15 protein-coding genes are annotated in these 16,886 nt (G+C 42.4%); 7 read left to right on the top strand and 8 right to left on the bottom strand.

The genetic code is table 11. From position 1 onward, the window contains the following. Positions 1–33: 33 nt before the first annotated feature. Complete coding sequence (locus tag GVO60_RS09145) at positions 34–1,851, bottom strand: extracellular solute-binding protein (RefSeq protein WP_159653131.1); 1,818 nt, start codon at positions 1,849–1,851, stop codon at positions 34–36. A gap of 194 nt (positions 1,852–2,045) precedes the next feature. Between GVO60_RS09145 and GVO60_RS09150 the strand changes: the two genes are divergently transcribed. Continuing rightward, positions 2,046–3,077 (top strand): GGDEF domain-containing protein, encoded by a 1,032-nt coding sequence (locus GVO60_RS09150; RefSeq protein ID WP_159653133.1) that lies wholly within the window; start codon positions 2,046–2,048, stop codon positions 3,075–3,077. A 35-nt stretch (positions 3,078–3,112) separates the two neighbouring features. Here the strand turns inward: GVO60_RS09150 and GVO60_RS09155 are convergent, their stop codons facing one another. The 3 genes from GVO60_RS09155 to GVO60_RS09165 all read right to left on the bottom strand — a co-directional run bounded on the left by GVO60_RS09155 (position 3,113) and on the right by GVO60_RS09165 (position 7,194). Further along, positions 3,113–3,631, bottom strand: a complete 519-nt coding sequence (locus GVO60_RS09155; RefSeq protein WP_159653135.1) for an NUDIX hydrolase — start codon at positions 3,629–3,631, stop codon at positions 3,113–3,115. A gap of 57 nt (positions 3,632–3,688) precedes the next feature. Next, complete coding sequence (locus tag GVO60_RS09160) at positions 3,689–5,323, bottom strand: methyl-accepting chemotaxis protein (RefSeq protein WP_174855881.1); 1,635 nt, start codon at positions 5,321–5,323, stop codon at positions 3,689–3,691. A 293-nt stretch (positions 5,324–5,616) separates the two neighbouring features. Continuing rightward, positions 5,617–7,194 (bottom strand): BCCT family transporter, encoded by a 1,578-nt coding sequence (locus GVO60_RS09165; RefSeq protein WP_159653139.1) that lies wholly within the window; start codon positions 7,192–7,194, stop codon positions 5,617–5,619. A gap of 390 nt (positions 7,195–7,584) precedes the next feature. Here GVO60_RS09165 and GVO60_RS09170 point away from each other — a divergent pair, with 390 nt between their 5' ends. Together GVO60_RS09170 and GVO60_RS09175 are read left to right on the top strand one after the other, a co-directional pair. Further along, a complete protein-coding gene (locus tag GVO60_RS09170) occupies positions 7,585–8,061 on the top strand; it encodes a MarR family winged helix-turn-helix transcriptional regulator (protein ID WP_159653141.1) in 477 nt (158 codons plus the stop codon). A gap of 125 nt (positions 8,062–8,186) precedes the next feature. Further along, positions 8,187–9,236, top strand: coding sequence for a GGDEF domain-containing protein (locus tag GVO60_RS09175; RefSeq protein ID WP_159653143.1), 1,050 nt, complete (start codon positions 8,187–8,189; stop codon positions 9,234–9,236). On the opposite strand, the gene GVO60_RS09180 is transcribed toward GVO60_RS09175, so the two are convergent. Beyond that, positions 9,229–9,684, bottom strand: coding sequence for an Lrp/AsnC family transcriptional regulator (locus GVO60_RS09180; protein WP_159653145.1), 456 nt, complete (start codon positions 9,682–9,684; stop codon positions 9,229–9,231). The two genes, GVO60_RS09175 and GVO60_RS09180, sit on opposite strands and share 8 nt — an antisense overlap. A gap of 149 nt (positions 9,685–9,833) precedes the next feature. Here GVO60_RS09180 and GVO60_RS09185 point away from each other — a divergent pair, with 149 nt between their 5' ends. Further along, positions 9,834–10,757, top strand: a complete 924-nt coding sequence (locus tag GVO60_RS09185) for a DMT family transporter (protein WP_174855882.1) — start codon at positions 9,834–9,836, stop codon at positions 10,755–10,757. Here the strand turns inward: GVO60_RS09185 and GVO60_RS09190 are convergent. Continuing rightward, a complete protein-coding gene (locus GVO60_RS09190; RefSeq protein WP_159653147.1) occupies positions 10,733–11,002 on the bottom strand; it encodes a hypothetical protein in 270 nt (89 codons plus the stop codon). The two genes, GVO60_RS09185 and GVO60_RS09190, sit on opposite strands and share 25 nt — an antisense overlap. Positions 11,003–11,166: 164 nt before the next feature. Between GVO60_RS09190 and GVO60_RS09195 the strand changes: the two genes are divergently transcribed. Next, entirely contained in the window at positions 11,167–11,475 is a 309-nt protein-coding gene (locus GVO60_RS09195; RefSeq protein WP_159653149.1) for a DUF1289 domain-containing protein, read from the top strand. 211 nt (positions 11,476–11,686) lie between these two features. Continuing rightward, complete coding sequence (gene emrD / locus GVO60_RS09200) at positions 11,687–12,895, top strand: multidrug efflux MFS transporter EmrD (RefSeq protein WP_159653151.1); 1,209 nt, start codon at positions 11,687–11,689, stop codon at positions 12,893–12,895. 59 nt (positions 12,896–12,954) lie between these two features. Here emrD and viaA read toward each other — a convergent pair whose 3' ends face one another. Together viaA and GVO60_RS09210 are read right to left on the bottom strand one after the other, a co-directional pair. Next, on the bottom strand, positions 12,955–14,400 hold the full coding sequence (viaA, locus tag GVO60_RS09205; protein ID WP_159653153.1) for an ATPase RavA stimulator ViaA: 1,446 nt from the start codon (positions 14,398–14,400) through the stop codon (positions 12,955–12,957). A 13-nt stretch (positions 14,401–14,413) separates the two neighbouring features. Then, complete coding sequence (locus tag GVO60_RS09210) at positions 14,414–16,078, bottom strand: ATPase RavA domain-containing protein (RefSeq protein ID WP_159653155.1); 1,665 nt, start codon at positions 16,076–16,078, stop codon at positions 14,414–14,416. A 267-nt stretch (positions 16,079–16,345) separates the two neighbouring features. On the opposite strand from GVO60_RS09210, the gene GVO60_RS09215 reads away from it, so the two are divergent. Next, the gene (locus GVO60_RS09215) at positions 16,346–16,876 is read left to right on the top strand and encodes an NUDIX hydrolase (protein WP_159653157.1); all 531 of its coding nucleotides are present in this window, start codon (positions 16,346–16,348) and stop codon (positions 16,874–16,876) included. Positions 16,877–16,886: the final 10 nt, after the last annotated feature.

Below are 16,886 nucleotides of genomic sequence, written 5' to 3' on the forward strand. Positions count from 1 at the left end.
CTGGAGATAAACGGATTTATGCAATATTGGCTGTTATTGACGTTTCTCAGGTAACTTGGCTGATTTCTCCTTTGAGATCCACCACGTATCCTGGCCCAAGTCGTACTTTGGCATAATCGATGGACGCTCAAATTTATCCCACATCGCGACACGATACTTACTCAAATGCCACTGAGGAATAATGTAATAGTTCCATTGAAGAACACGATCAAGCGCTTTACCTAAAGTAAGTAGCGCCTCAGGATCTTGCTGGCTTGTTGAGATTTTCTGAGTTAATTCATCGACAACAGGATCCATCACCCCAGCGGTGTTATAGCTCGAATCGATATAGTTGGAGTTCCATACAATCATCAAATTTGGACCAGGATATGGGTTTGCACTGTATGACGAAGAGACCATGTCAAAATCACGATCTCGTAAACGCTTGATGTACTGGGTTGTATCAACAGTGCGAATTTTCATATCAATACCCATACGTTTAAGATTTTTTTGTACAGGAATTGCTATCCGCTCTGTCGTCGGGCTGTAAATCAACAATTCAAACGCCATTGGCGCACCAGTTTGCTTATTGATCATTACCTTGTCTTTAAGCTCCCAACCGGCTTCTTTCAATAACTTAAACGCCGTTCTCATTTGGCTTCTGATGCGACCAGAGCCATCTGTGACATTAGGTTTATATTCACTGCTAAATACACGAGGAGGTAACTGCTCTTTATAAGGTGTGAGTAGTTTAATCTCATCTTCACTTGGCAGACCTTTCGCCTCATATTCCGTATTTTGGAAGTAGCTTCGAGTACGCGTATATTGACCGTAAAACATGTTCTTATTCATCCACTCAAAGTCCATCGCGTAGTTCAGCGCTTCGCGAACTTTTGGATCTTTAAACATGTCTCGCTGAGTGTTGAATACAAATGCTTGGGCGGTGGCGGGTTTCTCATGCTCGATTTCTTCCGTCACAATGTAACCTTTGTCGAAGTTCACACCTGTGTACGAGTTGGCCCAGAACTTCGCAACATTCTCTAATCTAAAATCGAACTCTCCGGCCTTAAAAGCTTCAAGCATTACCGTGTCATCGCGATAATAGTCATATGTAACGCTCTTGAAATTCTTACGCCCAACGTTAACCGGAAGGTCTTTTGCCCAGTAATCTTCGACCAACGAATAAGTGACACTTTGACCTGATTTATAATCACTGACTTTGTACGCCGCACTCCCAACCGGTGGTGTTGAAAGGGGCTCAGATAAGTTTTTATCTTGCCAAAAGTGCTTTGGTAAAACTCGCGTTGATTGTGCAAACAAGAAGAGTTTTTCTCGATTGGGTTTTACCATCTCGATTCTAACCGTCAGGTCATCTTTTGCCGCTACTGATTTTATATCTTGATAGTAAACTCGGTATTGCGGAACGCCCTCTTTCATAAATTTATCAAAAGTGAACGCAACGTCATGGGCTGTAATTGGTTTGCCATCATGAAAGCGAGCCTTAGGATTAATATCTAGCTCTAGCCAAGTATAATCATCCGAATAATGAACTCGCTCCGCAATCAAAGGATAGTACGCGTCAATTTCGTCGCTTGGGGAAAACATCAGTGAGTCATATATTTCGCCAATAGCCGCCGCGGAAACGCCGCGAGACCCAAAACGGTTGAAACTATCGAAAGTACCCACCTGACCAAATGTCACTGAACCGTATTTAGGCGCGTTGGGATTTACATAATCGAAATGTGTGAAGCCTTCCTGATACTTTGCTTCACCAAAGCCGACCAACACTGTGGACTCTATAACATCGGCAAAACTCAACGATGTTGTGAAAGCGAGCGAACACCCTAATACTATCCTTTGTAACTTCCCCATAGACTCATCCCTTAATTGCTTGTCTCAACCACATTGCAATAATTACTATCAACAATTCAATCACTTGGATAAGTATAGAAGCCGACCCACTTTTATGTAAATGAATTATTGTCTTATTGAGAGGTGATGTCATTTACGATCACATAACGGACTGCTATGCTGTTTGTGGGATTAGTTAGATATTTGGTGGTTAAATGATCCAATCACATGGTTTACTCGAGTTTGGTCAGGTCGAATTAGAAGAGCGATTGGCGATGCTATGCCTCTCATTGAACTCATGCCATAGTTGGAAAGTTCATCTGACTGACGAAGTACGCAATAACTTTATTGATACAGTCTACCCTTCACTTCTTGACCACTTCGAACACAGTGACAGTATTTATTCTGTATTAAGTCACTATGCCAGTTATCAAGCCCTAAACGACTATTTTGATCTATTGTTCTATTCGGAGCTCGATCAATTTTATATAGACGGCCTATCTAACCTTGCAGTAAATCTTTCAAATTTGGGCTGGTCTTTAAATATTTACAACATTGTTAGCGCTGAACTAAAGCGTCTGATTCTAAAACGTTTTGATGGCGTTAGTAATGATATTTTCGTGCATGACTGCCTATCGCGCCGCTTACAGTTAGATATGATGCTCTTAACCGATTTCCTTCACTATAAAGCACTAGAAGATGTCAAACGTTATGCATCATTGATGGAAGTTAAAGATAGTCTTACAGACTTATATACTTACTCAACATTTGTTGATGAGCTAGATAGAATTGTCGCTCACTGTCAACGAACCCAATCTAGAGTGTTAGTGCTTAAAGCGAACATAAAAAGTCTTGCAACAATTAACCAACGTTACGGCTATAAAATAGGAAACCAAACGCTTCAAACGTTCGCATTTTTGACCCAAGAACTGATTCGCAAATCAGATGTACTTGCCCGAGGCGAAGCTGATAACTTTTACTTAGCGATGACCAATGCAGGTAAAGAAGAGGCCAAACAAATCTGTCAGCGTATTTGTGAAACGCTCGAGCAGCAATTAGAGATACCAGTTACGCTAAGATTTGGTGGAGCATGCTATGAACCCGATAAGCCAATATCAACAGAGCAATTACTCACACTGACGGAACAGCACCTCGTATATGCTTGTGAACGAAGCCAAATCAGTGACCAACACGAGTCAAGTATCTATTTCAGCAACCGAAGCAATGTCATTCGACTAATAAAATAATAAAAGCCTGTGAAATTCACAGGCTTTTATTGATTCTAAAGCATCTCTTTTGCGATTAAATGCAACAGGAGAGTTTCCCGTTCTATACTCATGCCTTTTTTAGGGCTTTCAGCGATAGTTTGTTCGTTATGAGCAATGGCTTCGTGAATGTTCATCCACACAGCTTTCATCCCGTTTTTTATCTCGTAATCTTCGTAGGCGGTTTCACCTAATTCGCGATCAATTTTACAGGTGTAGCAATATGAAATCATATTTACTACATCAGCATTATCCTTGTGCCAAGGACGAAACTCTTCATAAATACCATAAGGTTTGATGCTATGAATATTGAGCGCACCGGTTTCTTCTTCCAACTCGCGCACCATGCCTGCAATAACATCTTCACCTTCATCTAAACCACCACCAGGAATGGTATAGTCATGGTAGCGTTCAGTGTACAGAAGCAAGATATCTTCACCATCTAACACAATCGCTCGCGCAGCATTACGTTTGAAAATAATCTTATCATCTAGGTGTTCAATATCAGGGTGAACGGTCGTCTTCAGGTGTCTCATTTACTACTCGAACAGAAAATTTGCCGCGATTCTAACACATCACCCTGACACCTCAAGCTATGCGAGTTTGAAGCGATTGATCATCTTCATTAAGTCATCGGAGACATGCCTTAGTTCTTTACTCGAACAGGCCATCTGAGCCGATTCTTCCGACACCGTTGACGCCATATCACTTAGACTCGTGACGTTACGATTAATATCATTAACGGTAACCGTCTGCTCTTCTGCTGCGGTCGCAATATGTTGGTTCATTTCTTCAATGGTATGCACTTCTTGGTTAATGCGATTCAGAGCATTACCAGCCTGTGTCGACAAATTTGACGCATTTGAAGCTTGCTCTGAACCTTGATCCATCACTGAAACTATATTTTCTGCTCCAGCCTGTAATTTCTCTACAATACTTTGTATCTCAAGCGTAGATTCATGCGTTCTAAGCGATAAGCTTCTTACTTCATCTGCCACAACAGCAAATCCACGGCCTTGTTCACCAGCCCTTGCGGCCTCGATTGCTGCGTTAAGCGCGAGCAAATTCGTTTGTTCAGCCACCCCTCGAATCACTTCAAGTACCGTGTCTACGTTGCGAGCATCAGCGGCTAATTGGCTAACAACATCGCTTGCGGATTGTATTTGATCCGCCAAGCGATTCGCCTCTTCTACGTTTTGACCAATAATCACATGGCTCTTATTGGTCTCTTCTGCGGCTAAGCGACTTGCATCATTCGCTTCAACAGTTCGCCCAGCGACCTCCTCAACCGTTGCAAGCATTTCTGTCATAGCCGTGGCCAGCATATCAACATCCATTTGCTGCTGGTTCAAACTATCGTCAATATGATGAACAGAAGTAGAAAGCTGACTTGCCGCACTCGAAACTTGGCTACCAGCATCGGTAATATTCAGCATAATCCCTTGTACGGAAGCAACAAACTGATTGAAGTGACGAGCTAATAAGATCAGCTCAATACTTCCCTCTTCTGGGAGTCGCTGCGTTAAGTCCCCTTCCCCTTTTGACAAATTTTCCATCGCTTTAACGCTACGTTTCAGTGGTGATGTAATCGTCTTTATGAAGAAAGCAATAACGAGAGATAGTAATGCGAGAATACCAGCAGCGTAGCCCATTGAAGCCACTTCAGATCGCTCAGTGACCGCTTGCAACGCGACCATGTTCATACCTGAACCTATCATCCACTCCCAAGGTTGAAACTGCATTGCATAGCTGGTTTTAGGATCGGTAATGCCTTTATCTGGGTTACGCCAATTGTAATCAACAAAAGCACCACCGGATGAAGCTGCTCGATAGAGTTTCTGAACAAAGTAAGAACCCGTACTATCTTGAAGGTTCATGATATTTTTGCCCAATAGTGACGACACCCCAGTCGCCAATTGAACACCTTGTTTATCACCGATAAATATATAGTTATCTCCATCAAATCTCATTGCAGAAACGGCTTGTAATGCCTGAGTTTGGGCCTCCTTCTCTGTCAGTTGACCTGATGCGTAAAGTTGGTAGTAGTGAGCAACAACCCCTTTCGCGGATTCCACTATAGTCACTACTCCTCGTTCATAATTTTCGCGCATGTGTTGCCGAGATTGTTCAATATTGAGGTAGGTATTTGCGATGAGACCTAACGCAAATAAACCTAGGATCGTCCACGCACGAACGGCGATGGAGACTTCTGCTATCCATTTATTCATATCCATATTCCTAGCCAATTATCATTCTTTACGAGCTATAGATTTTTCATCTCTTAACTCTGAAATTTATAAGCATTATAAATACCAATGTAGCAGCTATTTACCACCAAGGAGGTAGGTACGACTCCAGACTAGGAAATTAAAAATGTTATTAATATTTAACTTATTTTAACCAACTGAGCAGACATCCATTTTGAGTTGATTAGAATATCAGTATTCGGCAAATTATTTTTTTATGACAAAAAAAAGGGAGAACAAACTGTCCTCCCTTAAAATCTATACCGCGTTAATGTTTAGTCTTGGTACTTCTCTGTACGCATACCCATTAGTAGGCTTACGCACATCAATAGTAAGACGAAAGTAAACGGTAGTGCCGTTGAGATAGCGCCCGCTTGAAGCGCTTGAATCGCTTCTGTGCCGCCAATCCAAAGAAGAGCAACCGCAATTGCACCTTCCATAAACGCCCAGAATACACGTTGAAGTACTGGTGCATCGACTTTACCACCAGCAGTGATGCTATCAATAACGAGTGAGCCTGAATCTGAAGAGGTAATAAAGAATACCAATACCAACACGACGGCAATCACTGACAGCGTCGTACCCATTGGTAGTACGTCAAACATTTGGAACATCGCAAGTGACACATCTGTTAGGCCATCGGCACCTAACTGACCAACATTATTCACAACCTGATCAATCGCAATACCACCAAATACAGACATCCAAAGTAGCGTAACTGCAGTTGGAACAAGCAGTACTGCTGTGATGAACTCACGAACTGTACGGCCACGTGAAACACGAGCGATAAACATACCGACGAATGGTGACCATGAAATCCACCAAGCCCAATAGAATACAGTCCAACCTTGGAACCAAGCTTCGTCTTCACGACCGTGAGGGTTACTAAGTGGAATGATGTTTTCAACATATGACATTAATGTCGTGCCGATATTTCCAAAAGCAACGGCATAGCCAATTAATGCAACAAGAATCAACAGAACAAACGCGACAATCATGTTGATATTACTGACAACTTTAACGCCGCCATCAATACCACGTATTACAGAAACTACTGCTAGCAAGGTAACGACAGTGATGACAATAATTTGCAGCCCAAGACCAGCTTCAATGCCAAAGACATGATGAATACCACTTGCCGCTTGCTGTGCGCCCAAACCAAGTGAGGTCGCCAAACCAAACAGGGTTGCCAATACTGCTAAAATATCAACAACGTGACCAGCCCAGCCCCAAGCGCGATCACCTAGTAATGGGTAAAAAATCGAGCGAATAGAAAGTGGTAATCCTTTGTTGTACGCAAAGAAAGCAAGTGAAAGTGCCACGACGCCGTAGATAGCCCAAGGGTGTAAACCCCAGTGGAACATGGTTGCACCCATCGCGAGTTTAGCGGCTTCAGCACTGTTTGCTTCAACACCTAGTGGCGTTTCGTACCAACCAGTGAAGTATGCAACTGGCTCAGCAACACTCCAGAACATCAAACCGATGCCCATACCCGCAGCGAACAACATTGAAAGCCATGAGATGAAAGAGTAGTCAGCTGTCGCATCTTGGCCGCCTAAACGGATCTTACCCATAGGTGACACAATAAGTGCTAAACAGAAAATCACGAAGATGTTGCCCGACCAAATAAATAGCCAGTCGAAACTACCAATGATTTGCCACTTCAAGCCATCAAGTGCCGATTTTGCGGTTTCAGCATCCATAACCAATGCTGCAACTAAGAATAGCGCGATGAAGCCGGCACTCACACCAAAGACGGGGTTATGAACATCGAACCCCCATTTCTGTACATTATCTTGTCCAATTGTGTAATCGGTACTATCGATACTGTACTTATCAATACCTTTTGTCATCTTTCCTCTCTTGATGAAAATCGTCCCTAATCAGGGCTTCAGATAGAAAAATCATTAGTGATGAAAATAGTTTTCTCTATATAAAGCCGTGATCGAATCCGCATTATTGTACGCTTTCCACCACTTCATGCCAGTAAAACAGGCCTAAATGTCGGTTTTATGAGCTTATTATCATTTAATAGCAGACTTTTCGTACAGCAGTTATAGTTAACTATGATAGATTTCACTTTGAAGACTAAACATTTTTATAGCTAGGCAGCGACTAATTCTCATGGGGTGAAAAAACTCTCCATGTCTCTAAACTGAATTTGGATTAACTTTTGCTCTTCAATTACAGAAGTTTTTCATGTATTTTCTCGCCTCCTAACGCTTGTTGACTAAGGAAGAACATTGGAAAAGCACGAAGAAGTCCTCATCTCTATTCGCCAAATCATTCGCGCTATCGACCTACACTCTAAACGCTTGAGCAAAGAATCTGGCTTAACTGGCCCTCAGCTAATACTAATGCGTTCTATTAAAGAGTTGGGTGAAGTGACAATTCGTGAATTGTCTAATCACACCAATATGAGTCAGGCAACAGCAACAACTATTCTTGATCGCCTAGAGCGTAATGAATTAGTTAAGCGGGTTCGTAGTAGTCAAGATAAGCGCAAAGTTCATGCTCATCTAACGGAGAAAGGGCTTGAAGTACTTAGCCAGGCTCCGATGCCACTACAACAGAACTTTATTAATAAATTTCAACGACTAGAAGAGTGGGAGCAATCTCTTCTACTTTCTTCTGTACAACGCATCTCTTCAATGATGAACGCGGAAGATATTGAAGTAGCGCCTGTACTTGAACTTGGCAGTATTACAAAGCCTGAATAAGCCCCCCTTATTCATTTGATTTATGAACGGATTGGTCTAAAGTTCTAATTAGGCCAGCCCTTTATACCTATCACTCTTTCGAATTCTGGCCGCCTGTCTAGCGCGCTTTAATTCAGGGGTAGTAAATGGCGAAAAAACTCACGCTAAGTCATGATGCCATTTTAGACAGCGCACAACAAAAACAAGTGCTAAAGTTTATTGCTGCAATCACGCTTCTCATCTTTGTTCCGCTCGGAATTAAAAACATCCTAATTGGCGAAATTATGCTTGGTGCCGTGCTGCTCGCCTTTGAGATCTCACTCCTATTAGAGGTCACTGCTATTATTTACAATGACTCAAGAGTATTTGGCTATTTGGTGCCTCTCTCTTTGCTCATTATTTCCATCATTTTGGCCATCCATGTGTTTGGTACCTTAGCCAGCTATTGGGTTTTCCCAATCGTTATCGCCATTGTGTTTCTCATCAACCAACAAGCGGCAACAATATCCAACGCTATTATTATCTCTGGCGTTTCAATCGCGCTCTATCCCTACCAAGAGCCTGAAATCATAGCTCGTTATAGCTTTTCTCTTATTGTTACTGTCGTGATTGTTCATGTTGTGGTAAGAGAAGTCAGGAAGCTCCAAGCTGAACTTCGACACCTATCTGAACGTGATGCATTGACTGGTGCACTCAACCGTCATCAACTACATCCCTCGTTGGAAGACGCTATTAAGCATTACTCTTATTCAACCATAGTTATGATCGATATTGACCATTTCAAATCTATCAACGATCAATACGGACATGATGTGGGGGATCTTGTGATTAACCAAGCGGTCCGTCTGATTGACAATAACACTCGCGGAAACGACCTTTTGTTCCGCCTTGGTGGCGATGAGTTTTTGATTCTCTTTAACGGGCTCGATCAGTATGCCGTCGAATCGATTATGAATCTGATCAACAAGAACATTCGAGAGCAAGAGTATCCATTCAACGCCAAAGTGACGTTGAGCTGTGGAATTGCCGAATCTAAGCCTTTTGAATCGAGTCATGAATGGATAAAACGAGCGGATCTTGCGCTTTATCAATCGAAAATGTTAGGGCGAAATCGTGTGTCCCTTTATTCCGAGGCATCGTTCAGTCAGTTAGAAGATATCAAGCGAGAATTAACTAGCGGTTCAAATATCAGCTAAATATTGGAACTTCCCGTGACTCTTTGACCTGACGAATAGCCAAGTGGGTATGAATATCTTTGACGTTATCTAAACGTTGCAGTTTTCTTGTGAATGACTCATAGCCACTTAAATCATGGCTGACCACTTCGAGTAAATAATCATAAGCACCTGATACGACATGACAATTAGTGACTTCTTCCATATCAAGTACGGCTTGCTCAAATGCTTCAATCGAATTGGCTTGGTGATTATTTAGACTCACTTCGACAAATACCGTCATCCCAATGCCCACTTCTTGCTTGTTCAAGGTTGCTCGGTATCCAGAAATAATCCCATCGTCTTCAAGCTTTTTAATACGCCTAGCGCAGGGGGAAGCAGACAAGCCTACTTTATCCGCAATATCAGCCGTTGATTGCCTCGCGTCTTTTTGCAGAAGTGAAAGGATATGACGGTCTATTCTGTCCATGTTCTAACCTTTGATGAAAAACAGCGCATACTCGCTCGTTGTTAGTTATATCTCGCGCAATTAGCGCTTTCATTAATGAAGTTTGCCATATTTCACCTATAGATACGATTCATAATTACGCAAACAATTAACATTCAGGCAACACCGTAATGATTTCTGGTTATTTGGCAATGATTGCCACCCTACTGCTATGGTCTGGCTTTTTCCTATCGCTTAGAAGTGGCGCGCATTCTGATCTAACAACTGCTGATATTGCTTTAACGCGCTTTCTCATACCTTGCTTGATTTTGCTGCCGCTCGTAATTAAAAAGGCAACGAGTATACGCAGCGTACCAAAGCGATATTTATTAGGTATGTTCATTGGTTGTGGCTTACCTTATTTGTTCATTGCAGGCTCAGGAATGAAACTGGCGCCGGTTTCCGATGGTAGCGCCCTTATCCCTGGTACACTGCCTCTGTTTGTTTCTGGCATTGCGGTGTTCCTATTTAAGCAACCTCTTAGCCAACATAGGATTATCGGCCTCGCTATGGTCGTCGTCGGTATCCTTGCGTTCCTTTCGCAAAGTCTTGGTCATCTAAACACCGAGCTTCTGCAAGGACATCTATTATTCCTTCTTGGCAGCCTAATGTGGGCCACGTTCACGATATGCGCTCGAGTATCAAACTTAAATCCGCTCGTCGCTGCAGGCTTCATCTCATTAATCTCAAGTTTCATCTTGATCGGATTGATCGCTATTGATGTATTGCCAAGCCACTTGGCTACGACAGAAAGTAAGGATTGGCCTTGGAAAGAGTTGCTAGGTCACATTACCCTACAAGGAGTTGGAGCTGGGGTTATCGCTGCATTTACCTATTTGCACGCAATATCGGTATTAGGCGCGGAACGCACGGCTGCGTTTGGAGCAGCGACACCTGCCATAGCGACGATCCTCGCTATCCCAGTATTTGGAGAGCAACCTGCAATGATTGGTTGGTTAGCACTAGGTCTTGTTTGCATTGGTAGCCTTATCGCCAGCAATATATTTATGAAGCAAGATAGCTCACTACTCTATGAACCACCTAAGTTCAAATAGAGTAAAACAACGAATGAAGCGCACATCGTCAAACGAAACAAGATATGCGCACGATTGACCGGTTTAATATGTACAACCACTGGCGCAGTTAAAAACATCAGCAATAATAGTTTCAAAGCACTGTTCGAAACAAATACAGCGAATAAAATAATCAACAGAACGTAGAGGGCAATTTCCATGCGCTCTAGATGAATTCTCATGCCAAGTGCGATGACAAAAATGACACTGACGAGTGGTATGAACATAAGAGGGAATCTCGCTTTCTGACAACAAAAGCAATATAAATGATAATCATTATCATATTCAAGCAATTTATGACACCCTATTCTTAACTTTAGATAAACACTTTGCAGCAGCGTGGCAAAGCATATTATAGTCACCACCTCTCATAGTAAATGAAGGTATTGGCTTGAAAACTCCTTGTGTTGCAGCCTGTAAAAATAACGGCGGTATCTGTAATGGTTGTCATCGTACAGTGGACGAGATTACCCAGTGGCGTCATTTCTCCGAACATGAACGCGAGGAAATCATGGGAGCATTACAAGGCTCACCTTCATCTCACCTTTGTCCTAGCTGTAACGAAAGCGCTGTTTGCGATATTAGCCAAGGTAAAGAGACCTGTTGGTGCTTTTCCTTGGAGCAAAGAGATACAAGTAGTGTCCAACAAGCTGATCTTTGCCTGTGTAGAAAGTGCTTAACTCAATTACCAATTGCTTAATTATTCTCAGATAATTGGCTTAAATTTCAGATAAGATTTTCTAATCCACTCTATAGATTTTTATCTTGCTTGAGATCACACTTTTTGATTGCCAGAGTTGGTAACACCAACTAATATCTCGCGCCTGAAAGTTCCCTTTCTAATTAAATTTATTAGCTTTGCTACGGCAAGGCTTTTGTTTTTTGCGCTTTGAATTTAGGTGTAGTTGGAAATGTCCGCTTCTTCTCAAGTCATTAAATTAACATTCTTGATTGCTATTTTGACCGCTGTTGGTCAAATGACTCAGACCATGTACGTGCCTTCAATTGGTCATATGGCAAATGAGTTTTTAGTTTCGCCCGCTGCACTGCAAGCTGTTATGGCGTGCTATCTGATCCCTTATGGATTGTCGCAATTTGTCTACGGCCCCCTTTCCGATCGTTTAGGACGCAAGCCTATTATCATTGTCGGTCTGGTGATTTACATCGTTGGTACCATCATGGCTCTGTTTGCACATGAATATGAATGGTTCCTAGCAGGTAGCTTCGTGCAAGGCCTAGGCATCGGCTGTGGCGGCGCGATGTCCCGTACATTAACACGTGACGTTTTTTCTGGAGCAGAACTGCATAAAGTTAACAGCCTTATCAGCATGTGCGTGATTTTTTCACCATTAATGGCGCCTGTACTTGGTGGTTATCTAACGGAAGTGTTCGGTTGGCGTTCAAGCTACATGTTCCTTGCTCTGTTCGGTATTGCCGTTGTCATCACTATGATGACCAGCTTCATGGAAACTCTTCCTAAAGAAAAACGCCGCTATGAAAAAGTTACCGATAGCTACCGTTATGTGCTATCTGATCGTCGCTTCCAAGGCTACCTAATTTGTTTGATGGCAACGTTTTCAGGCATCGCAATATTTGAAGCGGCAGCAGGTGTATTGCTTGGTGGTGTACTACAACTTCCGGCAACGACTGTTAGTGTTTTATTTGTTTTGCCGATTCCGGGTTACTTAGTTGGCGCTGCGCTTTCAAGTATTATTGCCGCTAAGAAAAATGAAAAAAGTGCGTTGATGTTTGGGCTATTTTCAATCATGGCGGGTTCTTTAATTGTTTTAGTTCCAGGGCTTATGGGACAAACAACAGCGTTGACCTTAGTGGGTGGTGCAACCGTTTATTTCTTAGGTGCGGGTATCTTATTTCCAGCGGCAACGACTGGCGCGCTTTCTCCTCTTCCTTACCATGCAGGAACAGGTGGTGCAGTATTAGGTGGCATGCAGAACTTAGGCGCTGGATTAGCAACGCTTGGCGCTTCTATGATTCCAACGACGAACCAAATGCCATTAGGCGCGCTTATGCTATTAATGTCTTTGCTGGCTCTTATCGGATTGATTCGAGTTTACCGTAAACAAGACCCATCAAACGACGAAATGCCACTTGCTATTTAACATGTCACAATGAAATAAGGCGCTCAATGAGCGCCTTATTTTTTACCTGATTGATACCATCACCATTTCTTCATCATACGACCGACTAAGTTCGGGTGGTATGCCCAGCAATGATCAAACATCGACATCAGTTCTGGGTTGCCGTATTTCGAGACGCTAATAGCATGAAAACGGTTCTTACACGCTTTTAACTCATTGACTTTCTCTTGCATCTCTTTCGACTGTTTTGGTGCAATAAAGTCAGAGATGACCACCATATCGGCATTCTTGTATTTATCACCTGTCATGAGGTCAATCGACTTCATCAATACTGGTTCTAAATCAGTACCACCATGGAAGCTATAGGTTAGGAAATCACTTGCCTCACGCAAACCATCTTGCTTAGTAAGCTCGTAGGTGATTTGTTCAGATGAAAACAGTATGACGTAACAATCTCGGTCTTCTGCTAATGCAATTTGCATCAAAGCATAAGCCATGGCTTTGGCACACTGCTCTGGGAAACCACTCATTGAACCGGATGCATCAACACAAACGATAAAAGGACCTTTTTCAACATCCATTTGTTTATGATCAGGTTTATGCGCCTTCACTTTACGAAGGGTTCGAGATTTGCCCTGCATTTTGTAGTTCATCAAGCGTTTATCAATTAAATGCTTATAGAACACCACTTCAAGCTCTGGATAGGCAAGGAACATGGTTTCATTTGGAAGAAGCTTATTCAGATCATCACTTTCGTGAATTCCAACAATATCGTCTGTTGCTTTATCTGACTTTTCTTCTACCATCTGAAGCTCTTCAGCTGGCGCTTTATTCAAGTCAGGATCATTGACTTCACCTGCCATACGACCAAGCTTCTCAGCTATTTCTTGTAAGCCTTTGTTCTTTTTCAAGAACTCAGCATGTCGCTTCATCACGGTGAGATCAGTACGGCTCAATTTCGCTGAAGCCATATCCCATAAACGACCCACACTGCTTTCGTCACCTTCTTCTGTCACTTTATCCATGCTTTTCATGGTTTCCATGCGCTGGTAGAGATCTTTCAGTACTTTCTCTTTGTTTGCTTCGAGCTCTGTCAGCTGTGCTTGACGAATAGCTTCCGACAAACTCTGATACCACTGATCACAGAAGTAGTGTGGGAACATTGGGTTGTTAAGCCCTTTGTTTTTTTCCATTAAACGGCGAGCCTGCAGATAGAAAGCAGAATGCCACTCAAGCTTTTTGATCACTTCCGGAACTTGCTCGAAAAAAGTCTGCTCATCCCAGTAAATAACCTCCTGGTATAGCGCTAACTCTTGTTGAAAGCGTTCAGTTTCGCAGACTCGTGTAATGCGTTTTTTAACACTACCTCGCCATTTCAGAAGATGATTTTTAACTGACGTTTTTACACCTCGGTTTTCTGTAACAACCATCATTTGAGAGCGCGCCATAAGATCATTGACTGCAGAATCAATCATGCCTGAATCTGCAATCATTAGCGCGAGGTTTAGTCCGTCAGCTCCTAACATTCAGCCCCCATTACTACGAGAAATACTGGTTAAGGTTTTTAAAGCGGAAAACAGCACGTTCACTTTCTGTCTTTGTCGACTCTAAAACGTGATGAATGTTTTGTAGGCTCGCTTCCATTGCACGTGGAAGCTCAGGATCAATAAATCCATGAGGAAGTGCACCATGGAAATTTGAGCGAACCTTACGAAGATGGTGTTCTGCGTTATTTAATTGCGCCATTGCCTGCTCAGCCTTTGTCAGCCACTCTTGATAAACACCTTCATCAAGCCCATCGTTAGTCACAATAGAAACAAGAATGCCACGATTCGCGATATCTTTGATGACGAGATTATTGCCCGCGTCTAAATCAAAGCGTAGGCGGCACATATTAGTGTTTTGGTTAACATAACCATACACATCCCCGTGCCCCTCTTTGATAGCACGTTCTAGTTCATTTTTCTGTACGTAAACCCAACGACTGTCGCCTTTTTCGGACTCAGAGACTGACATGTTGCTGTGGAGTATCACCAATTTCACCAAGTCCGGTGTACTACCTACTTTGTAAGTTTTAGCGTTAGAGATGTCGTAACTGTGGATTTGCTTTTTAAGCAGACCTGTTGTTGATTCCATTGACAACATCATGCCGAATTCCGATTCAAGTTCTTCTTGAATCTCTGCTAGCTCTTCACGGCATAAGTTAATTTGCTGTTCAACTTCTTGCTGATCAAAAGCGTGTTTAAGTGCAAATTCTTTAATGACATTTCGAACCACATCACGTGATTCCGGGCTGTTCCACAAGCAATCTTGTAGCAAGAGAAGATCAAGCGGGTTGATCGCATCACGACCATTAAAAAAGGCACTCGCCTTGAGTAATTTAACTGCTTTTTTCCAACGACGGTCAGACACATACATATCTGTATCGGAAATATCGACGCCTGTGCTGTTTTTAGCCGCCTTCTCTAACATATCTTTTAAGTCATACAGCTTTTCAAACACATCGTCAGTGAGAGATAAGCTTTCTAACTCAGATTGCCATTGATGATACTCTTCATCAGTGATTGCGAGACCTGGAGGAATTTTCGCTTCTTGTGGCGTACCTACCGTCAGCATCGATTTGAAATTCTGTTTATTCTGAATTCGATTTACGAACACGCGCACTAACATACGGTCATATAGCGCTTCAAGTCCGCTGTCTTCATCTGGCAATTCATTTGAAGCAGAGACTAATAGTCGCATTGGCACGCGCTCAATCTCACTGCCATTCTTGAACGTTTTTTCGTTCACAACAGTCAACAATGTATTAAGGATCGCAGGGCCCGCTTTCCAAATTTCATCTAAGAAAACGACTTGAGCTGTCGGCAAGTAACCGTCAGTTAAACGAACATAACGACCATTATCTTTTAGCTCTTGAATACTTAACGGACCAAACACCTCTTCCGGGGTAGAAAAACGCGTCATTAAATATTCAAAATAAGAAGAGTTATCAAAAGCCTGAATCAAGCGCTTCGCAATCAAACTTTTTGCAATACCTGGGGGACCAAGTAAAAACACACTTTCTCCCGCTAGCGCCGCCAGCAAACACAACTTAATCGTGTCTTCGCGTTCATAAACGCCATCGGATAAAGCATGAGCAAGCTTTTTAATTCTTTCAGAGAGCAACGCTTTTTGAGAGTGGGATACCTGAGTAGGTTTAATCATTTGGCGTTCCTCTGAGGTTTACCAGGGTAATTATATGTATAATTTTATACATTTGTTATCACTTTGTTACAAGTAGATTTTCTAGATTGGACAAATCTTTATAGCAAAACCACCCGCGTTGTAATTCAGTGCAATCAATGTTTGCAGTTTTGGGGCGCAAATCACTTAATGTGTCGAGCCTAATTAGTCCATTTTCTTGAATATTCTTTCTTTCAAAGAGGGAAGCGGATAAGGTATTGGCAGCGTTAGTTGTAAAGAATTATAAGTATGACATCACCTTCTAAGGGAAATACCCTCCATACATGGAAACGCATCTCACTCATTGAGGAGCCGATCACGCTACCAAATGGTAAAGAGATATTACACACAACCATTGCTCACCCAGGGGCAACCGTTATTCTCCCGATCAGCGAAAATGGGGATATCATTCTCATCAATCAATTCAGACCATCACTCAAGAAATGGTTATTGGAACTTCCAGCAGGAACAATTGAAAATGACGAGGAGATTGAAGAGTGCGCCAAACGTGAGCTTGAAGAAGAAACAGGCTACAGTGCAAGTGAGCTTATTTCATTAGGACAGGTGACTCCACTCGCAGGATTTTGCGACGAGATCCAGTATTTGTATGTCGCAAAAGGCCTAAATAAGACCAATCGCTTTGAATGTGATGACGACGAAGTCATTGAAGTCATCACTCTTCCAATACAACAACTCGAAAAAATGATCGTTTCCGGCGAAATCACCGATGCAAAAACCATCGCGTGCTTAAGCAAAGCAAAACTATGTGGATACATTTAGGAGAATAAGA

This window comes from Vibrio atypicus (genome assembly GCF_009811315.1).
Lineage (GTDB): Bacteria > Pseudomonadota > Gammaproteobacteria > Enterobacterales > Vibrionaceae > Vibrio > Vibrio atypicus.